At 67.7% G+C, this 18473-nt stretch carries 19 protein-coding genes; 12 read left to right on the forward strand and 7 right to left on the reverse strand.

Translation table 11 applies throughout. The features are described 5' to 3' along the window. Nucleotides 1–26 precede the first annotated feature (26 nt). The 5 genes from HDC31_RS09955 to HDC31_RS09975 all read left to right on the forward strand — a co-directional run bounded on the left by HDC31_RS09955 (nt 27) and on the right by HDC31_RS09975 (nt 4886). Complete coding sequence (locus HDC31_RS09955; protein WP_045264837.1) at nt 27–1223, forward strand: CdaR family transcriptional regulator; 1197 nt, start codon at nt 27–29, stop codon at nt 1221–1223. A gap of 91 nt (nt 1224–1314) precedes the next feature. Then, entirely contained in the window at nt 1315–2235 is a 921-nt protein-coding gene (locus HDC31_RS09960) for an ACP S-malonyltransferase (protein WP_058631872.1), read from the forward strand. Then, entirely contained in the window at nt 2232–3233 is a 1002-nt protein-coding gene (locus HDC31_RS09965; RefSeq protein WP_058631871.1) for a beta-ketoacyl-ACP synthase III, read from the forward strand. Before HDC31_RS09960 ends, HDC31_RS09965 begins: the two co-directional genes overlap by 4 nt. Nucleotides 3234–3301: 68 nt before the next feature. Further along, nucleotides 3302–3550 carry an acyl carrier protein gene (locus tag HDC31_RS09970; protein ID WP_017202249.1) on the forward strand — a complete coding sequence of 83 codons (249 nt, stop codon included), beginning with the start codon at nt 3302–3304 and terminating at the stop codon, nt 3548–3550. 97 nt (nt 3551–3647) lie between these two features. Next, nucleotides 3648–4886, forward strand: coding sequence for a beta-ketoacyl synthase (locus tag HDC31_RS09975; RefSeq protein ID WP_046749123.1), 1239 nt, complete (start codon nt 3648–3650; stop codon nt 4884–4886). Between the two features lie 141 nt (nt 4887–5027). Here HDC31_RS09975 and HDC31_RS09980 read toward each other — a convergent pair whose 3' ends face one another. Beyond that, nucleotides 5028–5693: a YitT family protein gene (locus tag HDC31_RS09980; RefSeq protein ID WP_113680471.1), complete on the reverse strand. Its 666-nt coding sequence runs from the start codon at nt 5691–5693 to the stop codon at nt 5028–5030. A gap of 95 nt (nt 5694–5788) precedes the next feature. On the opposite strand from HDC31_RS09980, the gene HDC31_RS09985 reads away from it, so the two are divergent. After that, nucleotides 5789–7192 carry a PLP-dependent aminotransferase family protein gene (locus HDC31_RS09985; RefSeq protein WP_179516042.1) on the forward strand — a complete coding sequence of 468 codons (1404 nt, stop codon included), beginning with the start codon at nt 5789–5791 and terminating at the stop codon, nt 7190–7192. A 138-nt stretch (nt 7193–7330) separates the two neighbouring features. On the opposite strand, the gene HDC31_RS09990 is transcribed toward HDC31_RS09985, so the two are convergent. Continuing rightward, nucleotides 7331–7834, reverse strand: coding sequence for a DUF3145 domain-containing protein (locus HDC31_RS09990; RefSeq protein WP_046749126.1), 504 nt, complete (start codon nt 7832–7834; stop codon nt 7331–7333). A 192-nt stretch (nt 7835–8026) separates the two neighbouring features. Then, on the reverse strand, nt 8027–8800 hold the full coding sequence (locus HDC31_RS09995) for a hypothetical protein (RefSeq protein ID WP_021200730.1): 774 nt from the start codon (nt 8798–8800) through the stop codon (nt 8027–8029). Between the two features lie 176 nt (nt 8801–8976). Between HDC31_RS09995 and HDC31_RS10000 the strand changes: the two genes are divergently transcribed. From HDC31_RS10000 to HDC31_RS10010, 3 genes are read left to right on the forward strand one after another with little or no spacing between them, the layout of a single operon-like run. After that, nucleotides 8977–10980 carry a DUF262 domain-containing protein gene (locus tag HDC31_RS10000; RefSeq protein WP_179516043.1) on the forward strand — a complete coding sequence of 668 codons (2004 nt, stop codon included), beginning with the start codon at nt 8977–8979 and terminating at the stop codon, nt 10978–10980. A gap of 2 nt (nt 10981–10982) precedes the next feature. After that, on the forward strand, nt 10983–12230 hold the full coding sequence (locus HDC31_RS10005) for an alpha/beta fold hydrolase (protein ID WP_058631867.1): 1248 nt from the start codon (nt 10983–10985) through the stop codon (nt 12228–12230). Between the two features lie 55 nt (nt 12231–12285). Then, a complete protein-coding gene (locus HDC31_RS10010) occupies nt 12286–12570 on the forward strand; it encodes a hypothetical protein (protein ID WP_231728728.1) in 285 nt (94 codons plus the stop codon). 68 nt (nt 12571–12638) lie between these two features. On the opposite strand, the gene HDC31_RS10015 is transcribed toward HDC31_RS10010, so the two are convergent. From HDC31_RS10015 to glgA, 3 genes are all read right to left on the reverse strand, one after another. Beyond that, complete coding sequence (locus HDC31_RS10015; RefSeq protein WP_021200734.1) at nt 12639–12896, reverse strand: type B 50S ribosomal protein L31; 258 nt, start codon at nt 12894–12896, stop codon at nt 12639–12641. Between the two features lie 91 nt (nt 12897–12987). Further along, nucleotides 12988–13773: an ABC transporter ATP-binding protein gene (locus HDC31_RS10020; protein WP_179516044.1), complete on the reverse strand. Its 786-nt coding sequence runs from the start codon at nt 13771–13773 to the stop codon at nt 12988–12990. Nucleotides 13774–13790: 17 nt separating this feature from the next. Then, on the reverse strand, nt 13791–14975 hold the full coding sequence (gene glgA / locus HDC31_RS10025) for a glycogen synthase (RefSeq protein WP_179516045.1): 1185 nt from the start codon (nt 14973–14975) through the stop codon (nt 13791–13793). A 46-nt stretch (nt 14976–15021) separates the two neighbouring features. Here glgA and HDC31_RS10030 point away from each other — a divergent pair, with 46 nt between their 5' ends. Genes HDC31_RS10030 through HDC31_RS10040 form a run of 3 tightly spaced genes read left to right on the forward strand, consistent with a single transcriptional unit; the run spans nt 15022 to nt 17689 of the window. Next, nucleotides 15022–16263: a glucose-1-phosphate adenylyltransferase gene (locus HDC31_RS10030; RefSeq protein ID WP_058631863.1), complete on the forward strand. Its 1242-nt coding sequence runs from the start codon at nt 15022–15024 to the stop codon at nt 16261–16263. A gap of 48 nt (nt 16264–16311) precedes the next feature. Beyond that, the gene (gene serB / locus HDC31_RS10035; protein ID WP_046749133.1) at nt 16312–16947 is read left to right on the forward strand and encodes a phosphoserine phosphatase SerB; all 636 of its coding nucleotides are present in this window, start codon (nt 16312–16314) and stop codon (nt 16945–16947) included. Nucleotides 16948–16993: 46 nt separating this feature from the next. Beyond that, nucleotides 16994–17689 (forward strand): alpha/beta fold hydrolase, encoded by a 696-nt coding sequence (locus HDC31_RS10040; RefSeq protein ID WP_113680476.1) that lies wholly within the window; start codon nt 16994–16996, stop codon nt 17687–17689. Nucleotides 17690–17704: 15 nt separating this feature from the next. Here HDC31_RS10040 and HDC31_RS10045 read toward each other — a convergent pair whose 3' ends face one another. Beyond that, nucleotides 17705–18415 (reverse strand): beta-ketoacyl-ACP reductase, encoded by a 711-nt coding sequence (locus tag HDC31_RS10045; RefSeq protein WP_046749399.1) that lies wholly within the window; start codon nt 18413–18415, stop codon nt 17705–17707. Nucleotides 18416–18473: the final 58 nt, after the last annotated feature.

Raw genomic sequence — 18473 nt, forward strand, 5'->3', positions numbered from 1 at the left:
CGGTGACAGGTTCTTCTCCCTCCGGCATGGACAAGGCCGCGACACTCACCTGGCTGCGCCGGATCTCCGGTGACATCGCTTCGGTGACGATCAAACGCCTGGAGGACACCCTCCCGTGGTACGCCGACATGCCACCAGCCCGCCGCTCCGCGGTCGGGCTGGTGGCCCAGGCGGGCATCACCTCGTTCATCCAGTGGTATGAAGACCCCACCTCCACGCCGTGGATCGCCGCCGACATCTTCGCGGCAGCCCCGCGCGAGCTGCTGCGCAGCGTGAGCCTCCAGCAGACTCTGCAGCTCATCCGCGTGACGGTCGAGGTCACGGAGGAACGCGTCGCCGGACGAGGCGACGATCTGCGGGAGGCGATCCTCCTCTACTCCCGCGATGTGGCCTTCGCCGCCGCTGATGTGTATGCCAGAGCCGCCGAAGCCCGCGGACTCTGGGATGCCCGGCTGGAGGCCCTCGTCGTCGATTCGATCCTCACCGGCGAAGCCGACGAGGAGCTGCCGAGCCGGATCGCCGCACTCGGATGGCATGGTCATGGCGAGGTGGCCGTGCTCGTGGGCACCACGCCCGCGCAGTTCGACGTCGACCTGGTTCGTCGCACCGCACGCAAGCTCGCGGTCGACGTGCTCATCGGCGTGCAGGGTTCCCGGCTCGTGCTGGTCCTGGGGCGCGCCCGCGTCGAGGGGCAGGACGGCGAAGAGGAAGAGCTCGGGTTCCGGGAGATCGCCTCCCGCCTCGAGCCCTCGTTCGGTCCTGGCTATGTCGTGCTCGGACCGGAGGTCGCCGCACTCGTCGATGCGAGCCAGAGCGCCCGTGCCGCTCTCGCCGGTTTCGCGGTCGCCCGTGCATGGCGCGGTGCTCCCCGCCCGGTCGAAGCCGACGACCTGCTGCCCGAGCGCGCCCTCGCCGGCGACCCGCTCGCCAAGCAGACCCTCATCGAACGCATCTTCCGCCCGTTGCAGGCCCACTCGACCGACCTGGTCACCACGCTGTGGAGCTACCTCGACAACGGGCGCTCCCTCGAGGCCACGGCACGCGAGCTCTTCGTGCATCCCAACACCGTGCGATACCGCCTGAAGCGCGTCAGCGAGGTGATCGGCTGGGATGCCACCGGTCCCCGCGAGGCCCTCATCCTGCAGACCGCGCTGATCCTCGGCTCGATCGGCGCCGCAGACCAGGTCCGTCGACGCGCACCGCTTCGCCGCCCTCCGCGCTGAGTCGGCTTTCTGTACGCCACACACAAGGGTTTTTCGGAATCTTGTGATGGATCATCCACCGCTTCGCCCCGATCGTTGGCAGACTGGGTGGGTGATTGTCGTCGTATGCCCTGGACAGGGCTCGCAGACCCCCGGTTTCCTCGCCCCCTGGCTCGAGCTCGACGGAGTGGCAGACCGCCTCGCCGTGTACTCGGACGCCGCGGGGGTCGACCTGATCGAGCACGGGACGGTGTCGGACGCCGACACGATCCGGGACACGCGCGTCGCGCAGCCCCTGATCGTCGCCGCGTCGCTGATCGCCGGTGACGCACTGACGCAGCGAGCCGGACGCCGCGCCGACGGGATCGCCGGTCACTCGGTCGGTGAGATCGCCGCGCTCGTCGGCAGCAACGTGATCGATGCCGACACCGGTATGCGCCTCGTGGGCATCCGCGGGCGGGCGATGGCTGATGCCGCGGCGCAGGAGCAGACGGGTATGAGCGCCGTGCTCGGAGGCGACGAAGACGCTCTCCTCGCGCGCCTCACCGAACTCGACCTCTCGCCCGCCAACTACAACGGCGGCGGCCAGATCGTCGTCGCCGGTGCCCTCCCCGCACTCGCCGCACTCGCGGAGGAGCCGCTCAAGGGCACCCGCGTGGTCCCGCTGCAGGTCGCCGGAGCGTTCCACACGCAGTACATGGCTTCCGCCGTCACAGCCCTCCGTGACGCCGTCGCCGACGTCACGCCGGCAGATCCCGACATCACCCTGTGGACCAACCGCGACGGCTCTGCCGTCACGGACGGCCCGCAGGCGCTGAGCTTCCTCGTCGACCAGGTGTCGTCGCCGGTGCGATGGGACCTCTGCATGCAGTCGTTCGCCGAAGCCGGCGTCACCGGTGTGATCGAACTGGCCCCGGCCGGCGCTCTGGTGGGTCTCGCCAAGCGCGGCCTCCGTGGTGTCCCCACCGTCGCCGTGAAGACCCCTGAAGACCTCGATGCAGCAGTCGCGCTGCTGAACGGAGAAGCCGCATGAGCGTCACCCTCGCCCAGCTCACGGGTCCCGCGTACACGCGCATCTACTCGTACGGCGCCGCCCGCGGTGAGAACGCCGTGCCCAACGAGGACCTGATCGGCCCGATCGACTCCAGCGACGAGTGGATCCGTCAGCGCACCGGCATCGTGACGCGCGCTCGCGCCGACAAGGGCACGGACGCGATCGACCTGGCCACCGCCGCGGCTGCCGAGGCGATCGAGAAGTCGGGTGTTCCGGCAGATCAGGTCGACCTGGTGATCGTGGCGACGATCAGCAACCCCAAGCAGACCCCCTCGGTCTCGGCGATCGTCGCCGATCGCGTCGGAGCGAATCCCGCTGCCGCGTACGACATCAACGCCGCCTGCGCCGGATACGCCTACGCGATCGCCCAGGCCGATGCGCTGATCAAGGCCGGGGCCGCCCGCTACGCGCTGGTCATCGGTACAGAGAAGCTCTCCGACGTCGTCGACCCGACCGACCGCAGCATCTCGTTCCTCCTCGGCGACGGGGCGGGCGCCGCACTGATCGGTCCGAGCGACACGCCCGGCATCGCCCCCGCCGTCTGGGGATCCGACGGTTCCAAGGCCGACGCCGTGGGAATGAACGGCACCCTCACCGACTTCCGCGACGGCGTGGTTCCGTGGCCGACCCTGCGCCAGGAAGGTCCCACCGTCTTCCGCTGGGCGGTCTGGGAGATGGCGAAGGTCGCGCGCGAGGCACTGGACAAGGCGGGTGTGGAGCCGGCCGACATCGCCGCCTTCATCCCCCACCAGGCCAACATGCGGATCATCGACGAGTTCGCCAAGCAGCTGAAGCTGCCGGAGACCACGGTCATCGCGCGCGACATCGAGACCACGGGCAACACGTCGGCCGCGTCCATCCCCCTGGCCAGCCACCGTCTGATGGCCGAGCACCCCGAGCTTTCCGGTGGACTCGCGCTGCAGATCGGATTCGGTGCGGGACTCGTGTTCGCCGCACAGGTCGTCGTCCTTCCCTGAGAATGCGCTGACTTTCCCTAGACTGTTCCACGGTTCCGAAAACAACCCGCAAGAAAGAGGAAGACCACATGGCTTTCACCAACGACGAGGTCCTCGCTGGCCTCGCAGAGCTCATCACCGACGAGACCGGCATCAACGCTTCCGAGGTCGCCCTCGAGAAGTCGTTCACGGACGACCTCGACATCGACTCCATCTCGATGATGACGATCGTCGTCAACGCCGAGGAGAAGTTCGGCGTCACCATCCCCGACGACGAGGTCAAGAACCTCAAGACCGTCGGCGACGCCGTCAACTTCATCGTCGCGGGCCAGGAGTAATCCCGGCAGGATGCCACCCCCGCACCTCGCGGGGAGTGGCATCCGCCGACCTGCCCTCTCACCCGTTCGACTTCGTTTCGACAAGGAACCACACCCCATGACCAAGCGCATCGTCGTCACCGGCATCGGCGCCACCTCCGCCATCGGCGGCACGGCCCCGGAGAACTGGACGAACCTGCTTGCCGGCATGTCCGGCACCCGCACGCTCGAACACGACTGGGTGCAGCAGTACGAGCTGCCCGTCACGTTCGCCGCCGAGGCGATCGTCCGCCCGGAAGAGGTCCTCCCCCGGCATGAGGCCAAGCGCCTCGACCCCTCGTCGCAGTTCGCGTTGATCGCGGCGCGCGAAGCCTGGGAGGATGCAGGTTCCCCCGAGGTGGCTCCCGAACGGCTCGGCGTCGACTTCGCCACCGGGATCGGCGGCCTCTGGACGCTTCTCGACGCATGGGACACCCTGCGCGAGAAGGGTCCCCGTCGGGTGATGCCGCTCACGGTCCCGATGCTCATGCCGAACGCCGCTGCGGGCAACCTGTCGCTGCAGTTCCATGCACGTGCCTACGCGCAGACCGTGGTCAGCGCCTGCGCGTCCAGCACCGAGTCGATCATCCACGCTCTCCACCACCTGCAGGATGGCCTCGCGGACGTGGTGATCGCCGGTGGCACCGAGTCGGCGATCCACCCCATCACGATGGCCTCCTTCGCCTCCGCGCAGGCGCTGTCCCGGCGGAACGACGACCCGGCCCATGCCTCCCGCCCCGGTGCGATCGACCGCGACGGGTTCGTCATGGGTGAGGGCGCCGCCGCACTCATCCTCGAGACCGAGGAGCACGCGAAGGCACGCGGGGCCAAGATCTACGGGTATGTGCTCGGCGGCGGAGTCACAGCCGACGCCTACCACATCACCGGGAACGACCCCGAGGGGAACGGTGCGGCACGAGCCGTGACCCAGGCCCTCGACGAGGCCGGCGTCACCGCCGACCAGGTCACGCACATCAACGCGCACGCGACGTCGACGCCGGTGGGCGACCCGAACGAGTACGTCGCGCTCAAGAAGGTCTTCGGCGAGCGGATCGACGAGATCCCGGTCTCCGCGACGAAGGCTTCGACCGGACATCTGCTGGGCGGCACCGGCGCGCTCGAGGCGATCTTCTCGCTCCTCGCCCTGCGCGACCGCGTCGCACCTCCGACGATCAACATGACGGAGCCGGACCCCGCGGTCCCGTTCCGTCTCTCGGGCGAAGCCACGCCTCTCGGCGACGGCCCGCAGATCGCGATCAGCAACTCCTTCGGCTTCGGCGGACACAACGCGGTCCTCGTTCTCGCCAGCGCCGACTGATACGCCACGCACACGAAGAGCGGCCCTCGGGATTCCGAGGGCCGCTCTTCGCGTATGCATGAGGATCACACGGATGCATGAGTATCCACCGGTACTCGGTCATGCCCGTATGCACAGGTCATGCAGATGCGCACGGATCCGTCAGGCGGAGCGGAGGCTCCCGAGCTTTCGCGAACGGGTCTCGCGCATCCGGGTGATGCGCGGGAGGAACCAACCGATCAACGGACCGACGCCGAAGGCGAAGAGGACGGTTCCTACTCCGACGGGGCCTCCGAGGAGGAAGCCGACGAGCAGCACGCTCCCCTCGATCAACGTGCGCACCAGCCATACCGCCCAGCCTGTTCGCCGAACGAGTCCCGTCATCAGGCCGTCACGAGGGCCCGGGCCGAAGTCGGCAGCGATGTAGAGGCCGGTCGCGAAGGCCAGCAGCAGCAGCCCGAAGACGAACATCGGAGCGCCGATCCATACCGAGGGCGGCTGCGGGATCAGGGCGAGCGCGAGGTCCGCACTCGGGCCGACGAGCAGGGCATTCAACACGGTGCCCAGCCCCACGCGTTGGCGCAACGGGATCCAGAGCAGGAGGACGACGATCGAGACCAGCACGGTCATGACGCCGTATCCGAGCCCGGTCTGCTCCGCGAGACCGAGTGCCAGCACGTCCCACGGTGCCACTCCGATGCCACCGCGCACCATGAACCCGAGCGCGACGCCGTAGAAGAACAGACCGACGAGCAGCTGCACGAACCGCTCGACGAGGTCACGCCGACTGGTGGCGGTCACGGGGAGGAGCACGGAACGGAGGATCATCCCTCCACTCTGGCCCCTGTCCCCCCATCCGAAGCGATACCACTCACCGCAAAGTGGCCTGCGTAGATCAGTCCACTTTGCGTCATGCTGGACATATGGGATCACGTCTCGTCGAACAGCTCGGGGTGCACAACGTCGCCGGCGCCACGGCATCGGCGCTCGCAGACCAGATCAGGGCGCTGATCCTCGACGGCCGCCTCACCGTCGGCGAGCGTCTCCCGAGTGAGCGCGCCCTTGCGCTCGAGCTGCGCCGTTCTCGCTCCACGATCACTCGCGCGTACGGCATCTTGGAATCGGACGACTACGTCTCACGCCTGCACGGGGGAAGCACGCGCGTCACCCTCCCGAATGGACACACTGCTCCTAGAGCCGAGGCCGACGACGAGTCGATCGACCTCTCCATCGCGTCAATGGACTCGACGCCGGGGTTGTACGACGCGACCGTGCGGTCGCTGCCCCGTCTCGCGGCGCTGCGCGGCACCAGCGGGTACTCGCTCCGCGGACTCCCCGAGCTGCGCGAGGCGGTCGCTCAGCGCTTCCGCGATCGGGGTGCACCGACGTCGGCCGACGAGATCATCATCACCTCCGGAGCGCTCAATGCGATCAATCTGATCCTCGCGGCGATCGGGCGTCGCGGAGAGAAGGCGCTGGTGGAGCAGCCGACTTTCCCTCACGCGCTGGAGGCCCTGCACCGCCACGGGTACCGGCTTGTTCCGACGCCCGTGGATGCCGACGGGTGGGATGCCAGGCACCTGAACGAGACGCTGCTCAGCGCCCGGCCGCATGTCGCCTACCTCATCCCCGACTTCCACAACCCGACCGGAGCGACCCTTCCCGATGACGAGCGGTCGCGGATCACGACCACAGCCCGCAACGTGGGTACCCACCTCATCGTCGACGAGACGACCACCGAACTCGACATCGACCGGGGATGGTCACCGACTCCGATGGCCGCGGGCGGGCCCAATGTGATCACCGTCGGATCGATGTCGAAGATCGCCTGGGGCGGGATGCGCATCGGCTGGATCCGTGCGGAGTGCTCCGTCATCGCGCGGCTGCTCGCCGTGCGCCCCTCCTTCGAACTCGGCACGGCCCTGCTCGAGCAGTGCATCGCCGTCGAACTCCTCGCCGACATGTCGGCGCTCACAGCGCATGTCCGTCGACGTCTGCACGCCGGACGCAGCGCCGTCGAGGAAGGGGTGGCCGCCATCCCCGGGTTCCGGATGCCACATACGCCTGGCGGACTCTCCGCCTGGGTCGACATCGGCGCACCGCTGTCGACCCAGCTCTCTCTCGCCGCCCGCGAAAGGCAGCTCGTCCTTCCTCCCGGCCCCCGCTTCACGACGGGCGGAGTGCTCGAACGCCGACTGCGCATCCCCATCACGCTGCCCCCCGAGCGCATGTCGGAAGCGATGCGGCGGTTGTCCCTGGCCTGGGACGACGTGCGCGGCGGGAGCCCGTCCGCGTCCGGTGCGTTGCAGCACGCGGCCGTCATCTGACACGGACGACGAGGACCCCGCCTCGTTTCCGGGGCGGGGTCCTCGTCGTGCGGAGCGGGGATACGTCTTCTCAGCGTCCGGGATCACTCACCGGCATCCGATACTCACGCCTCCCCCGTTCCGGTCTGTGGCGCCGGGCTAGCCGACCTTATGGAGCCAGACGACTCTGGCGTCGTCGCTGGCATGACGGAAGGGCTCCAGTTCCTCATCCCACGCCGACCCCAGGGCGATGTCGAGTTCGCGCTGCAACTCGACGGCACTCCCTGCCGCGATCTCCATCGCGTAGCGGATGCGGTCCTCGCCGACCACGATGTTGCCGGCTGCGTCGGTCTGGGCATAGTGGATACCGAGGTCGGGCGTATGCAGCCACCGGCCGCCGTCGCTGCGCGGCGTGGGGTCCTCGGTCACCTCGAAGCGGAGGTGCTCCCACCCACGGATGGAGGTCGCGAGAGCCGCGCCGGTACCGACGGGGCCGTCCCAGTAGAACTCCGCCCGTCGGGCACCCTCGAGCACGGGCTGCTCGGTCCAGTCGAAGTTCACCGCACGCCCGATAGCGCGACCCACCGCCCATTCGAGGTGCGGGCAGAGCGCGCGAGGCGCAGAGTGGATGAACACCACTCCGCGTGCGTAAGCCGTCGCCATGATCTCTCCGTTTCATCAGGTGCGTCTTCCCCAACGACCTGAACCACGAAGTGGCGAGAATATGCGGTTGTGCGCCCATTCTCGCCGAGATCCCCGCAAATCACAAGCATGTGGTTCCACGACGAGGGCCCCGGTCCGTAGACCGGGGCCCTCGGGCGCTTCGACGGGCTCAGCGACCCACCGTGGAGATGCTCACGCCTCGCTCATGGCCTGCTTGACCTGCTGGCCCTTCGCGGCGTAATAGGCCGCGCGAGCAGCATCCTTGCGGGCCTGCTCGGCATACCCGAACTCGAGCGTCTCCTGGTCGACCTCGTAGTTGGGCACGTCGTCGGTGCCGTGGTACTTCTCGATGTAGGCGTCGAGCTCGGGGCCCGAGGTCCACGACGTGATGAGGCAGTAGCGGGGCTCGGTGCCGTTGTGGGTGGCCGCGTGCCACAGGCGCTGCGTGTCCACGATGAGCTGAGCGCCGGCCGGGAGGGCGATACGGTACTCGATGCTCGGGTCGGTGCGGTTCTCACGCAGGACGAAGTAGCTGTCCTTGTCGTCCGTGAGGTTGAAGAAGCCACGGACGACCCAGCCGGTGCCATCCGGGTTGAGGCGGTTGTTGTCGTCCTGGTGGAGGTTGTAGAGGCAGTCACCGTAGGGCGTCGGCTGCAGCTCGATGACGCGGCACCGACCAACGTTCGCACCCGGCTCCTGAGCGCGCCGCGTCAGGTTCGGGGCCTTCTCGGTCTGGGAGTCGATCCAGACGCCGTCCTTGTCGGTGCGCGGCGGCTTGTGGTTCCAGAACCCGTTGCACTCGATGTCGCCGAAGGCACTGGCGAGAGGTGCGAAGCGGGTGTCGCCCGACGACTTCCAGTCGTTGTACTCGATGTCGAGCCACTCCTTGGGGTCGAGCTCCTGGTTGTAGCTGTCGAGGACGACGAATCCCTTTTCCTCGAGCGCAGCGGACTTGATGTATCCCATGATCGAGTCATGTTCCTTTCATCGGGGGCCAGCACGTTTTAACAGGCCCTGATAAGGCAAGCCTAACAGCGTCCCCCGCGAGCCCCTCGGAGGTCGACCGTGCATAACCGAATAGACTGATCGGGGCGCCCGGCCAGGCCTCGGCACCCGTCGCAACGGGAGGACGAGACACCAGCATGAGCACCGCGACCAACGTCGAGGCGACAGCAGTCAACACGATCGAGTGGCTCGCGGCGGGCGGCACCACCATCGTGGTCCCCGTGTATCAGCGGCAGTACCGATGGGACATCGGCGGCTGCGAGCGGCTGCTCTCCGACATCCGCGCCGTGGCAGGCGAAGACGACGCCCACCGTCACTTCATCGGTTCGATCCTCTCCGCGCAGGACAACGTCTCCTCCGATGCCGACCTCATCCTCATCGACGGCCAGCAGCGCATCACCACGCTGATGCTGCTCGTCGCTGCGCTGCATCACTCCATCCGCGACACCGACCCCTCACTGGCGGCCGATCTCGAACGCGTGCTCGTCCGCTCCGACTCCCCCGGTCGCACGAAGCTGCGCCCGCACGACGCCTGGGCTGACCTGTACGAATCGGTCGTGTTGGATCGACGCGGCGATGCCGATCGCGAGTCCCGCTTCGACGACAACTACGCCTTCTTCCGCAGTCAGATCCATGTCGACGAGGTACCCACCATCTGGCGAGGGCTGCAGAAGCTCGAGCATGTGTCGATCACCCTCGGCGCTCGCGCCAACGCCCAGCAGATCTTCGAGAGCCTGAACTCGACAGGCGAACCGCTGCGTGACCACGAGCTCATCCACAACTACATCCTCATGGGACTCAGTCACGCCGAGCAGATCGACGTCGAGACACGATTCTGGCTGCCGATCGAACGGCACACCGGTGAGGCGGTCGGCGCCTTCTGGCGGCACTACCTCGTGTTCGTCACCGGCCGCGAGGTCGCCGCGAACGGGGAGCACGGGGTCTACAGCGCCTTCCGGCAGTCGTTCCCCCGCGTCGACGTCGCCCACCTGCAGGCCCACGCGGCGCAGTGGCGACACTACGCGGAGATCTACGGCATCCTGCTCGACCCGTCGCAGGAGCAGGACCCCGGGATCGCGCAGCAGCTGCGTCACGTCAACACCTTCGGTCGTTCCTCGTACCCTCTCGTGATGAGCGCGTACAGCGACCACGTCCGCGGGGTCATCGACCGCGACGAGTTCATCGAGACCCTGGAGTGGTTGCAAGCCCTGTACCTGCGCCGTGCGCTGGTGAACCTGCCGGCCGAACGACTCGTCGCGAGACTGTGCCGGGCCCGCCGTGACGGCAGGGATGCGCTCGCGCGGGCGTTCGCTCGCATCACCCCGTCGGACGAGCGGGTGAGCGCGGTGCTGAAGTACAGCGAACTCCCCCACCCTGCCTACGTGCTCGGACGGTTGGAAGGCGTGGAAGACCTCGACGCCTACGACATCGAGCACATCGTCCCGACCGTGCCGGGCGACGCGTGGTCCGGCGACGGTACGCGCCAGTGGAGCGAGTACTCCGAGGACGAGCAGAACAGCCATCGCGCGCTCGCCCCGACCCTCGGCAACCTCACCCTGCTCGAGGAGCACCTCGCTGAGCGCGTGTTCGGCGCCTCGTTCCCTGTCAAGCGCTCGGACGCGTACGCACGCAGCGCGGTGCCGGCGACGCGAGAGCTGGCCGACGTCGACTCGTGGAACACCGCAGCGATCACACACCGCACCGTCGCGCTCACCTCCGACCTGATCCGCATCTGGGCGCGACCCGCCCTCCCCGAGATCGACGACGACGGACTGACCCCGATCCTGGATGCCGTGCGCCGCCGCGGGTGGCCGACCGGATGGGAGCGGGAGTTCGACTACGTCGAGTATCGAGGCGAGCGCTGGGAGGTGCCGGACGTGAAGTACCTCTTCAACCGGGTCTTCCGCCGCGCCTGGACCGACACGAGAGACGCAGCCCTCGCCTACTGTGCCGCACACGGAGGGCCCATCTATCAGGACACGGCCTGGAAGGGTCAGTGGGATGAGCTCGGCGAGGGGCACTTCCTCTACATGGGCTGGGATTCCAACTACATGATGACCGCTGTGCAGGGTGTGCTCGAGGAGTCGGGCATCGCCTCGGAGGTCTTCGTCAAGTACTCCTACATCGGGAATGTGATGTGAACATGAGCACCATCGTGCGCAAGCTGCAGGACCTCACCGTCGAAGAGCACACTCTCACCGTCCCGCTGGTATGGGGCGACCCCCTGGACCATCGAACCATCGACGTCTTCGCGCGCGTGGTCGCTCGCGAGGGCGGTGAGGCCCTTCCCTACCTGGTGTTCCTGCAGGGCGGACCCGGCCACGAAGCGCCGCGCCCCTTCCACTCCTCGACGTCGCCTGCCTGGCTCGACGAAGCGCTCGCCCACTACCGTCTGGTGCTTCTCGACCAGAGAGGCACCGGACGTTCGACCCCGGTCGGCGATCTCGACCTCGAACGCGGTTCGGCAGCGGTCGCCGAGCATCTGATCCATCTGCGGGCCGACGCGATCGTGCGCGACTGCGAGGCTCTGCGCGAGCACCTGGGAGCCACCACCTGGAGCGTGCTCGGACAGTCCTTCGGTGGCTTCACGACCCTCGCGTATCTCTCCACCGATGCCGGATCCCTCGACGACGTCTTCATCACCGGCGGGCTCAGCGCGGTGGGGCGTCACCCCGACGATGTCTACGCTCTCTGCTACGACAAGATGCGGGATGCCTCCGAACGCTACTACCGCCGTTTCCCCGAGCACCGCGACGCGATGCGAAGGCTCGTCGATCTCGCGGACGCGGGCGACATCGTCCTCCCCGACGGAGAGGTCGTCTCACGCTCGCGCCTGCGGTCGATGGGATCCGCACTCGGCACCGATGACGGATGGCAGACCGTCTGGTCGCTCCTGGAGCGCGATCCCGCCTCCAACGCCTTCCGATACGACCTGATGCACGCGATGCCCTATGACGGCCGCAACCCGCTGTACTTCACCTTCCACGAGTCGAGCTACGCCGACGGTCACGCCACTCGGTGGTCGGCCGAGCGCACCGAGCCCACGGACTTCCGCGACGACCCGACGCTGTTCACGGGCGAGCACATCCGCCGTGAGTGGACCGAGTCGGTGCCGGCCTTCCAGCCGTGGCGTGATGTCGCCCTCGAGCTCGCAGAATTCGAGTGGCCGCAGATCTATGACGCCTCAGCGATCGTCGCATCGGGGGCCACCGGCGCGGCCGCGGTCTACGTCAACGATGTCTACGTGCCGTACGAGTTCTCGATCGAGACGGCGAAGCTCCTGCCCGGGGTACAGCTCTGGCAGACGAGCGAGCATGAGCACAACGGCCTGCGTTCCGGCCCCGTGCTCTCCCGCCTGATCGACCTCGCCCACGGCCGACGCATCCGCTGACGGCATCCGCCGAGAGGAGGATGTCCTTTCTCGCCGACCTGCCTATCCTGTAGTCGTGAAGGATGCGATGGCGTGGACGACGGTGGTCTTCATCCTCGCCGTGGGTCCTGCCCTGCTGATCTTCGGAATGATGCACACGTTCTCGCGCAAGCCGGTGGAGAAGAAGTACGAGCGTGTCGCGAACGGCGGCCTCGTCGGCGTGTTCGACAGCGTTTGGTCTCCCACCGCGCACGAGGCGGCACAGGAGCGCGATCGCCAGACACAGCGCACAGCCCCCGCGCCCTCTCCGGGCGATCCTCCGAGCTCTATCGACGACGGCCTTATCGTCATCGACATCTGAGCACGAGCATCTGAGTACGAAGAAGGCCCCACGCTCCGAGGAGCATGGGGCCTTCCGTGCGGCAGTCGTTACTTGGACGAGCCGCCGAAGCCCTTGAAGCGCTGGTTGAACTTCTCGACGCGGCCGGCCGAGTCCATGATGCGCTGCTTTCCCGTGTAGAACGGGTGCGAAGCCGAGGAGATCTCGACGTCGATGACGGGGTACTCCACGCCGTCGAGCTCGATGGTCTTGTCGCTCGAGACGGTCGAACGGGTGAGGAACGTCTCGCCCGAACCCAGGTCGCGGAACACGACAGCCTTGTACTCGGGGTGAATGTCAGTCTTCATGGGATTCCTTAGTTGCTGCCCTGGATTGTGCCAGGGACGAGGGAAGTCTGCGGTGCAGAGAGCACCAAGGATCGATTCTATCAGACCCTGATCAGGACGCTGCGCGCGCGGCGTAGCGTCCGTCTTCGCTGCTGAGCACGATCGGCATCCCGAACGTGTCGGTGAGCGCCTCGGCAGTGAGGGTGTCCGCGATGGGACCGGCCGCGACGACAGCGCCGTCGCGGATCAGCATCACGTGGGTGAACCCGACCGGGATCTCCTCGACGTGGTGCGTCACCATCAGCATGGCCGGCGTGGTCGGAGACGACGCGTACCCGCTGAGGAGCGCGAGGAGCTCCTCACGGGAGCCGAGGTCGAGGGAAGCCGTCGGCTCGTCGAGCAGCAGGAGCTCGGGGTCGGTCATCACGGCACGCGCGATCTGGACCCGCTTCTGCTCGCCGTCGCTGAGCGTACCGAACGTCCGGTCGGCGAGGTGGTCGAGACGCCAGTCACCGAGGACGCGGAGCGCGCGACGCTCGTCGATGTCCTCGTAGTTCTCGTTCCAGCGACCGAGCACGGAGTATGCGGCGGTGAGCACGGTGTTGAGCACGGTCTCGTCTCGCGGCACGCGCTTGGCCATCGCCGACGACGCGAAGCCGATGCGCGGCCGCACCTCGAACACGTCGGTCCTGCCGAGGGTCTCCCCCAGCACGGTCACCGTTCCGGCCGTCGGATGCATGAGCGTGTCGGCCAGCTGGAGCAGGGTCGTCTTGCCCGCACCGTTCGGGCCCAGGATCACCCATCGCTGGTCGTCGTCGACCCGCCAGTCCACGTGATCGATGATGTTGCGCCCCTCACGGCGCACGACGACGTCGGTGAATTCCAGAGCGCTCGGCATGCCCCCAGCCTATCGGCTCAGGCGGTCAGCTCCGCGTAGAGCGCGCGCGTCGTCTCGGCGATCGCCGCCCAGCTGAACTCGTTGCGCGCCCTCTCGCGCCCGGCCTCGCCGTACGTACGTGCGCGGTCCGGGTCCATCGCGACCTCGGTGAGCACGGCTGCGAGGTCGGCCACATAGCGCTCCGGGTCGACCGGCGTGCCCGTTCCGTCCTGCGCCTGCTCGATCGGCACGAGGCGACCGGTCACGCCGTCGGCAACGACCTCGGGGATACCGCCGGTCGCCGTCCCGACGACCGCCGCACCACAGGCCATCGCCTCGAGGTTCACGATCCCCAGCGGCTCGTAGATGGAAGGGCAGACGAACGTCGTCGCGGCCGTGAGGATCGCCGAGAGCTCGTCGCGGGGAAGCATGCGCGCGACCCAGATGACGCCGTCCCGCTCCTGCTGGAGCAGACGCACACCCTCCTGGACCTCGGCCATGATCTCCGGAGTGTCCGGAGCACCCGCGCAGAGGACGAGCTGCACCTCGGGAGGGAGGAGCCGCGCCGCCTGCAGCAGATACGGCAGCCCCTTCTGCCTCGTGATGCGGCCGACGAAGACGACGGACGGACGAGCGGCGTCCATCCCGATCGATCGCAGGAAGGCTTCGTCGTGCACCGGACGCCACCGGTCGACGTCGATCCCGTTGTGGATCACCCGCACCCTCGCCGGGTCCACCTGCGGGTAGCTGCGCAGGATGTCGGCGCGCATCCCGGCGCTCACCGCGATCACGGCGGCCGCGTTCTCGTACGCCAGTCGCTCGATCCCGCTCGACACCGCATAGCCACCGCCCAGCTGCTCGGCCTTCCACGGCCGAAGGGGCTCGAGGCTGTGCGCCGTCAGGACGTGAGGGATGCCGTGCAGCTGTGAGGCGAGGTGACCGGCGAAGTTCGCGTACCAGGTGTGACTGTGCACGATGTCGGCGTCGGCGATGGCCGACACGATCTCCAGATCCGTGCCGAGCGTCTGCAACGCGGCGTTGGCTCCGGCGAGTTCCGTCGGCGTGCGATAGGCGAACGTACCCGCCTCATCGCGCGGTGACCCGAACGCGCGGACCTGGACGTCGAGGTGCAGTCGGAGCGCTGCCACGAGCTCGGCGACGTGCACGCCGGCACCGCCGTAGACCTCCGGCGGGTACTCCTTCGTGATCATTTCAACTCGCATGTCTGAACGCTAGTACAGCGAGGAGGATGGCATCTATGGTGGAGCCATGTCCGCTCCAAAGAAGGTCTTCGGGATCATCCTCGCCGGCGGCGAGGGCAAGCGCCTCATGCCCCTCACGGCCGATAGAGCGAAACCCGCAGTGCCGTTCGGCGGACAGTACCGGCTCATCGACTTCGCCATCTCCAACCTCATCAACTCGGGCCTCCGACAGATCGTCGTGCTGACGCAGTACAAGTCGCACAGCCTCGACAGGCACATCTCCCAGACCTGGCGCATGTCGGCTCTCCTCGACTCGTACGTCGCCTCGGTGCCCGCCCAGCAGCGCCTCGGCAAGCGATGGTTCTCCGGCTCCGCCGACGCGATCCTGCAGAGCATGAACCTCATCAACGACGAGAAGCCCGACATCGTCGTCGTGATCGGTGCGGATCACGTCTACCGGATGGACTTCCGGCAGATGCTCGAGGCGCACATCGAGTCGGGCGCCAAGGCCACGGTCGCGGGGATCCGCCAGCCGCTCGCGCTCGCGTCGCAGTTCGGCGTGATCGATGCCGACGCGGAGTCGGGCCGGATCAAGCAGTTCCTGGAGAAGCCGACCGACATCGCAGGGCTCGAGGATTCGCCGAACGAGGTGCTCGCCTCGATGGGCAACTACATCTTCGACGCTGATGCACTGATCGCCGCCGTCGAAGCCGACGGGGAGTCGCCCGTGTCAGGTCACGACATGGGCGGCGACATCGTCCCGTACTTCGTCGAGCGCGGCGAAGCGGGCTACTACGACATGAAGCAGAACGAGGTTCCGGGGTCCTCGCCGCGCGACCGCTCGTACTGGCGAGACGTGGGAACCATCGACTCCTTCTTCGATGCGCACAGGGACCTCATCTCGACACTGCCGATCTTCAACCTGTACAACATGGAATGGCCGATCCACTCGCAGGCGGTGAACTCTCCGCCGGCGAAGTTCGTCAGGGACTCCGTCGGTCGCATCGGCAACGCGATCGACTCGATCGTCTCCCTCGGATCGGTGCTGTCGGGCACGCACCTGGAACGCAGCGTGGTCGGTCCATGGACTCTGGCGGGGGGCGGATCGACCATCACGGACTCGGTCGTGTTCGATCACGTGCAGGTCGGGCAGGGTGCGCGCATCCACCGCGCCATCCTCGACAAGAACGTCGTCCTGGCCGATGGCGCGACGGTCGGGGTCGACCGTGAGCGCGACCTGGCCCGTGGCTTCACCGTCACCGAGTCCGGCATCACCGTCGTGGGCAAGGGCGTCTTCATCGAACGCTGACGCGTCATGCGGCGCTCAGGCGGTCCGGGCGGTCGCTAGGCTCGACGGGTGACCGCTGCGCGATTCCTCGTCGTCCTCGATGCTGATTCCACCCTCATCCGCAACGAGGTGATCGAACTCCTCGCCGACGAAGCAGGCCGTCGCGCCGAGGTTCAGGCGGCGACCGAGGCGGCGATGCGCGGCGAAGTGGACTTCGCGACGAGCCTGCGCTCCCGGGTCGCGGCACTGCAGGGAGTGCCCGTATCGGCGTTCGAGCGCGTCCGCGCACGGATAGAGCCCACCCCCGGAGTCCGCGAGCTCACGGCAGCAGTCCACGATCGCGGCGGTGTCGTCGGGGTCGTCTCCGGCGGCTTCCACGAAATCCTCGACGCCGTGGCGCCGGAACTCGGCGTCGATCGCTGGCGAGCGAACCGCCTGGATGTCGTGGACGGCGTCCTCTCCGGCCTTGTCGAGGGCGACATCGTCGACGGAGCCGCGAAGGCGGCGTCCCTTCAGGAGTGGGCTGCAGAACTCGGCGTAGGTCCGCGCGCCACGATCGCCATCGGGGACGGCGCCAACGACCTGCCCATGATGGCGGTGGCGGGGCTCGGCATCGCCTTCAATGCGAAGCCCACCGTACGGCAGACCGCCGCGCTCGTGATCGGCCCGCAGGACCTCTCCGAAGTCATCGCTCTGCTTCCGTAGACGGATCCCTCTGGAGGTTGTCCGACGCCGCCGCTAGCGTCGACGCATGGACATCATCCTCATCCCCGGGCTCTGGCTCGATGCGTCCAGTTGGGAAGACGTCATCCCCTCTTTGGAAGCGGCGGGGCACCGCGCTCATCCCCTCACCATGCCCGGCCTCGGCGAACCGGCGTCGGCGTCGTCCGAGGTCGGCATCTCGGACTGGATCGATGCCGCGGTCGCGGCGGTCGATGCGCTTCCCGGTGACGTCGTCGTCGTCGGTCACAGCGGCGGAGGAAACGTCGCATGGGGTGTCGTCGATGCGCGCCCCGAGCGCGTCGGCCGCGTCATCTTCGTCGATACGGCACCCCCGCCGACGGGAAGCGGCATCAGCGAGTTCGAGCTCGTCGACGGCGTGGTCCCCTTCCCGGGGTGGAACTTCTTCCCCGAGGAGGATGTACACGATCTCGACGAGGCGACCCGTGTGCGCACGACACCGCTCACCCGGAGCGTGCCCGCGAGGGTGCCGACCGACGGCATCGTCCTGCGTGACCCGGCGCGGTATCGTGTGCCGGCGACCCTGCTCATGGGTGGCGTGGATCAGTCCGCGTTCGAGAAGATGATCGCCCAGTGGGCCGAGTATGCCGACGAGTTCCGTGCGATCGACGATGCCGAGGTCGTTCGCATAGGTTCCGGGCACTGGCCGCAGTTCTCCATGCCGGAACGACTCGGAGAACTGCTCACCGCCTCGATCGCGAGGTGAACACCCCGGTCCGGATCAGTGGCCCATCCCGAGTCCACCGTCGACCGGGATGACCGCGCCCGAGATGTAACCGGCATCGTCACCGGCGAGCCATGTCACCACGCCCGCCACCTCGTCGGGGGTCGCGAACCGCGCGGCGGGGATGCTCGCCTTGTACTGCTTCTGCGTCTCCTCGGGGAGCTCCGCGGTCATGTCGGTCTCGATGAACCCCGGAGCGACGACGTTGGCGGTGATACCGCGCGCACCGAGTTCACGCGTGATCGAGCGGGCGAAGCCGACGAGCGCGCTCTTCGACGCCGAGTAGTTCGCCTGGCCGGCGGAACCGTACAGACCGACGACGCTCGAGATCAGGATGATACGACCGAATCGTGCGCGCAGCATGCCCTTCGAGGCGCGCTTCACCACGCGGAACGTGCCGCCGAGGTTCGTCGCCACCACGCTGTCGAAGTCGTCTTCGCTCATGCGCATGAGGAGGGTGTCCTTGGTGATCCCGGCGTTCGCGACGACGATCTCCACCGGGCCGAGCTGCTGCTCCACCTCCGTGAACGCGGCGTCGAGCGCGGTGGCATCCGTGACATCCGCCCGCACGGTGAGGGTTCCCTCTGGTCCTTCGCCGCTGCGCGCGGTGACCGCGACACGGTATCCGTCCCGCACGAAGCGCTCCGCGATGGCACGGCCGATACCGCGGTTTCCGCCGGTGACGAGGACGACGCGCTCAGCGCTCATGAGGACACTCCTGCTCTGGACCTGCGGTCCGAGGTCTCGGACCGTCATCGATCCTACC

Source organism: Microbacterium sp. JAI119, from assembly GCF_013410135.1.
GTDB classification, from domain to species: domain Bacteria; phylum Actinomycetota; class Actinomycetes; order Actinomycetales; family Microbacteriaceae; genus Microbacterium; species Microbacterium oxydans.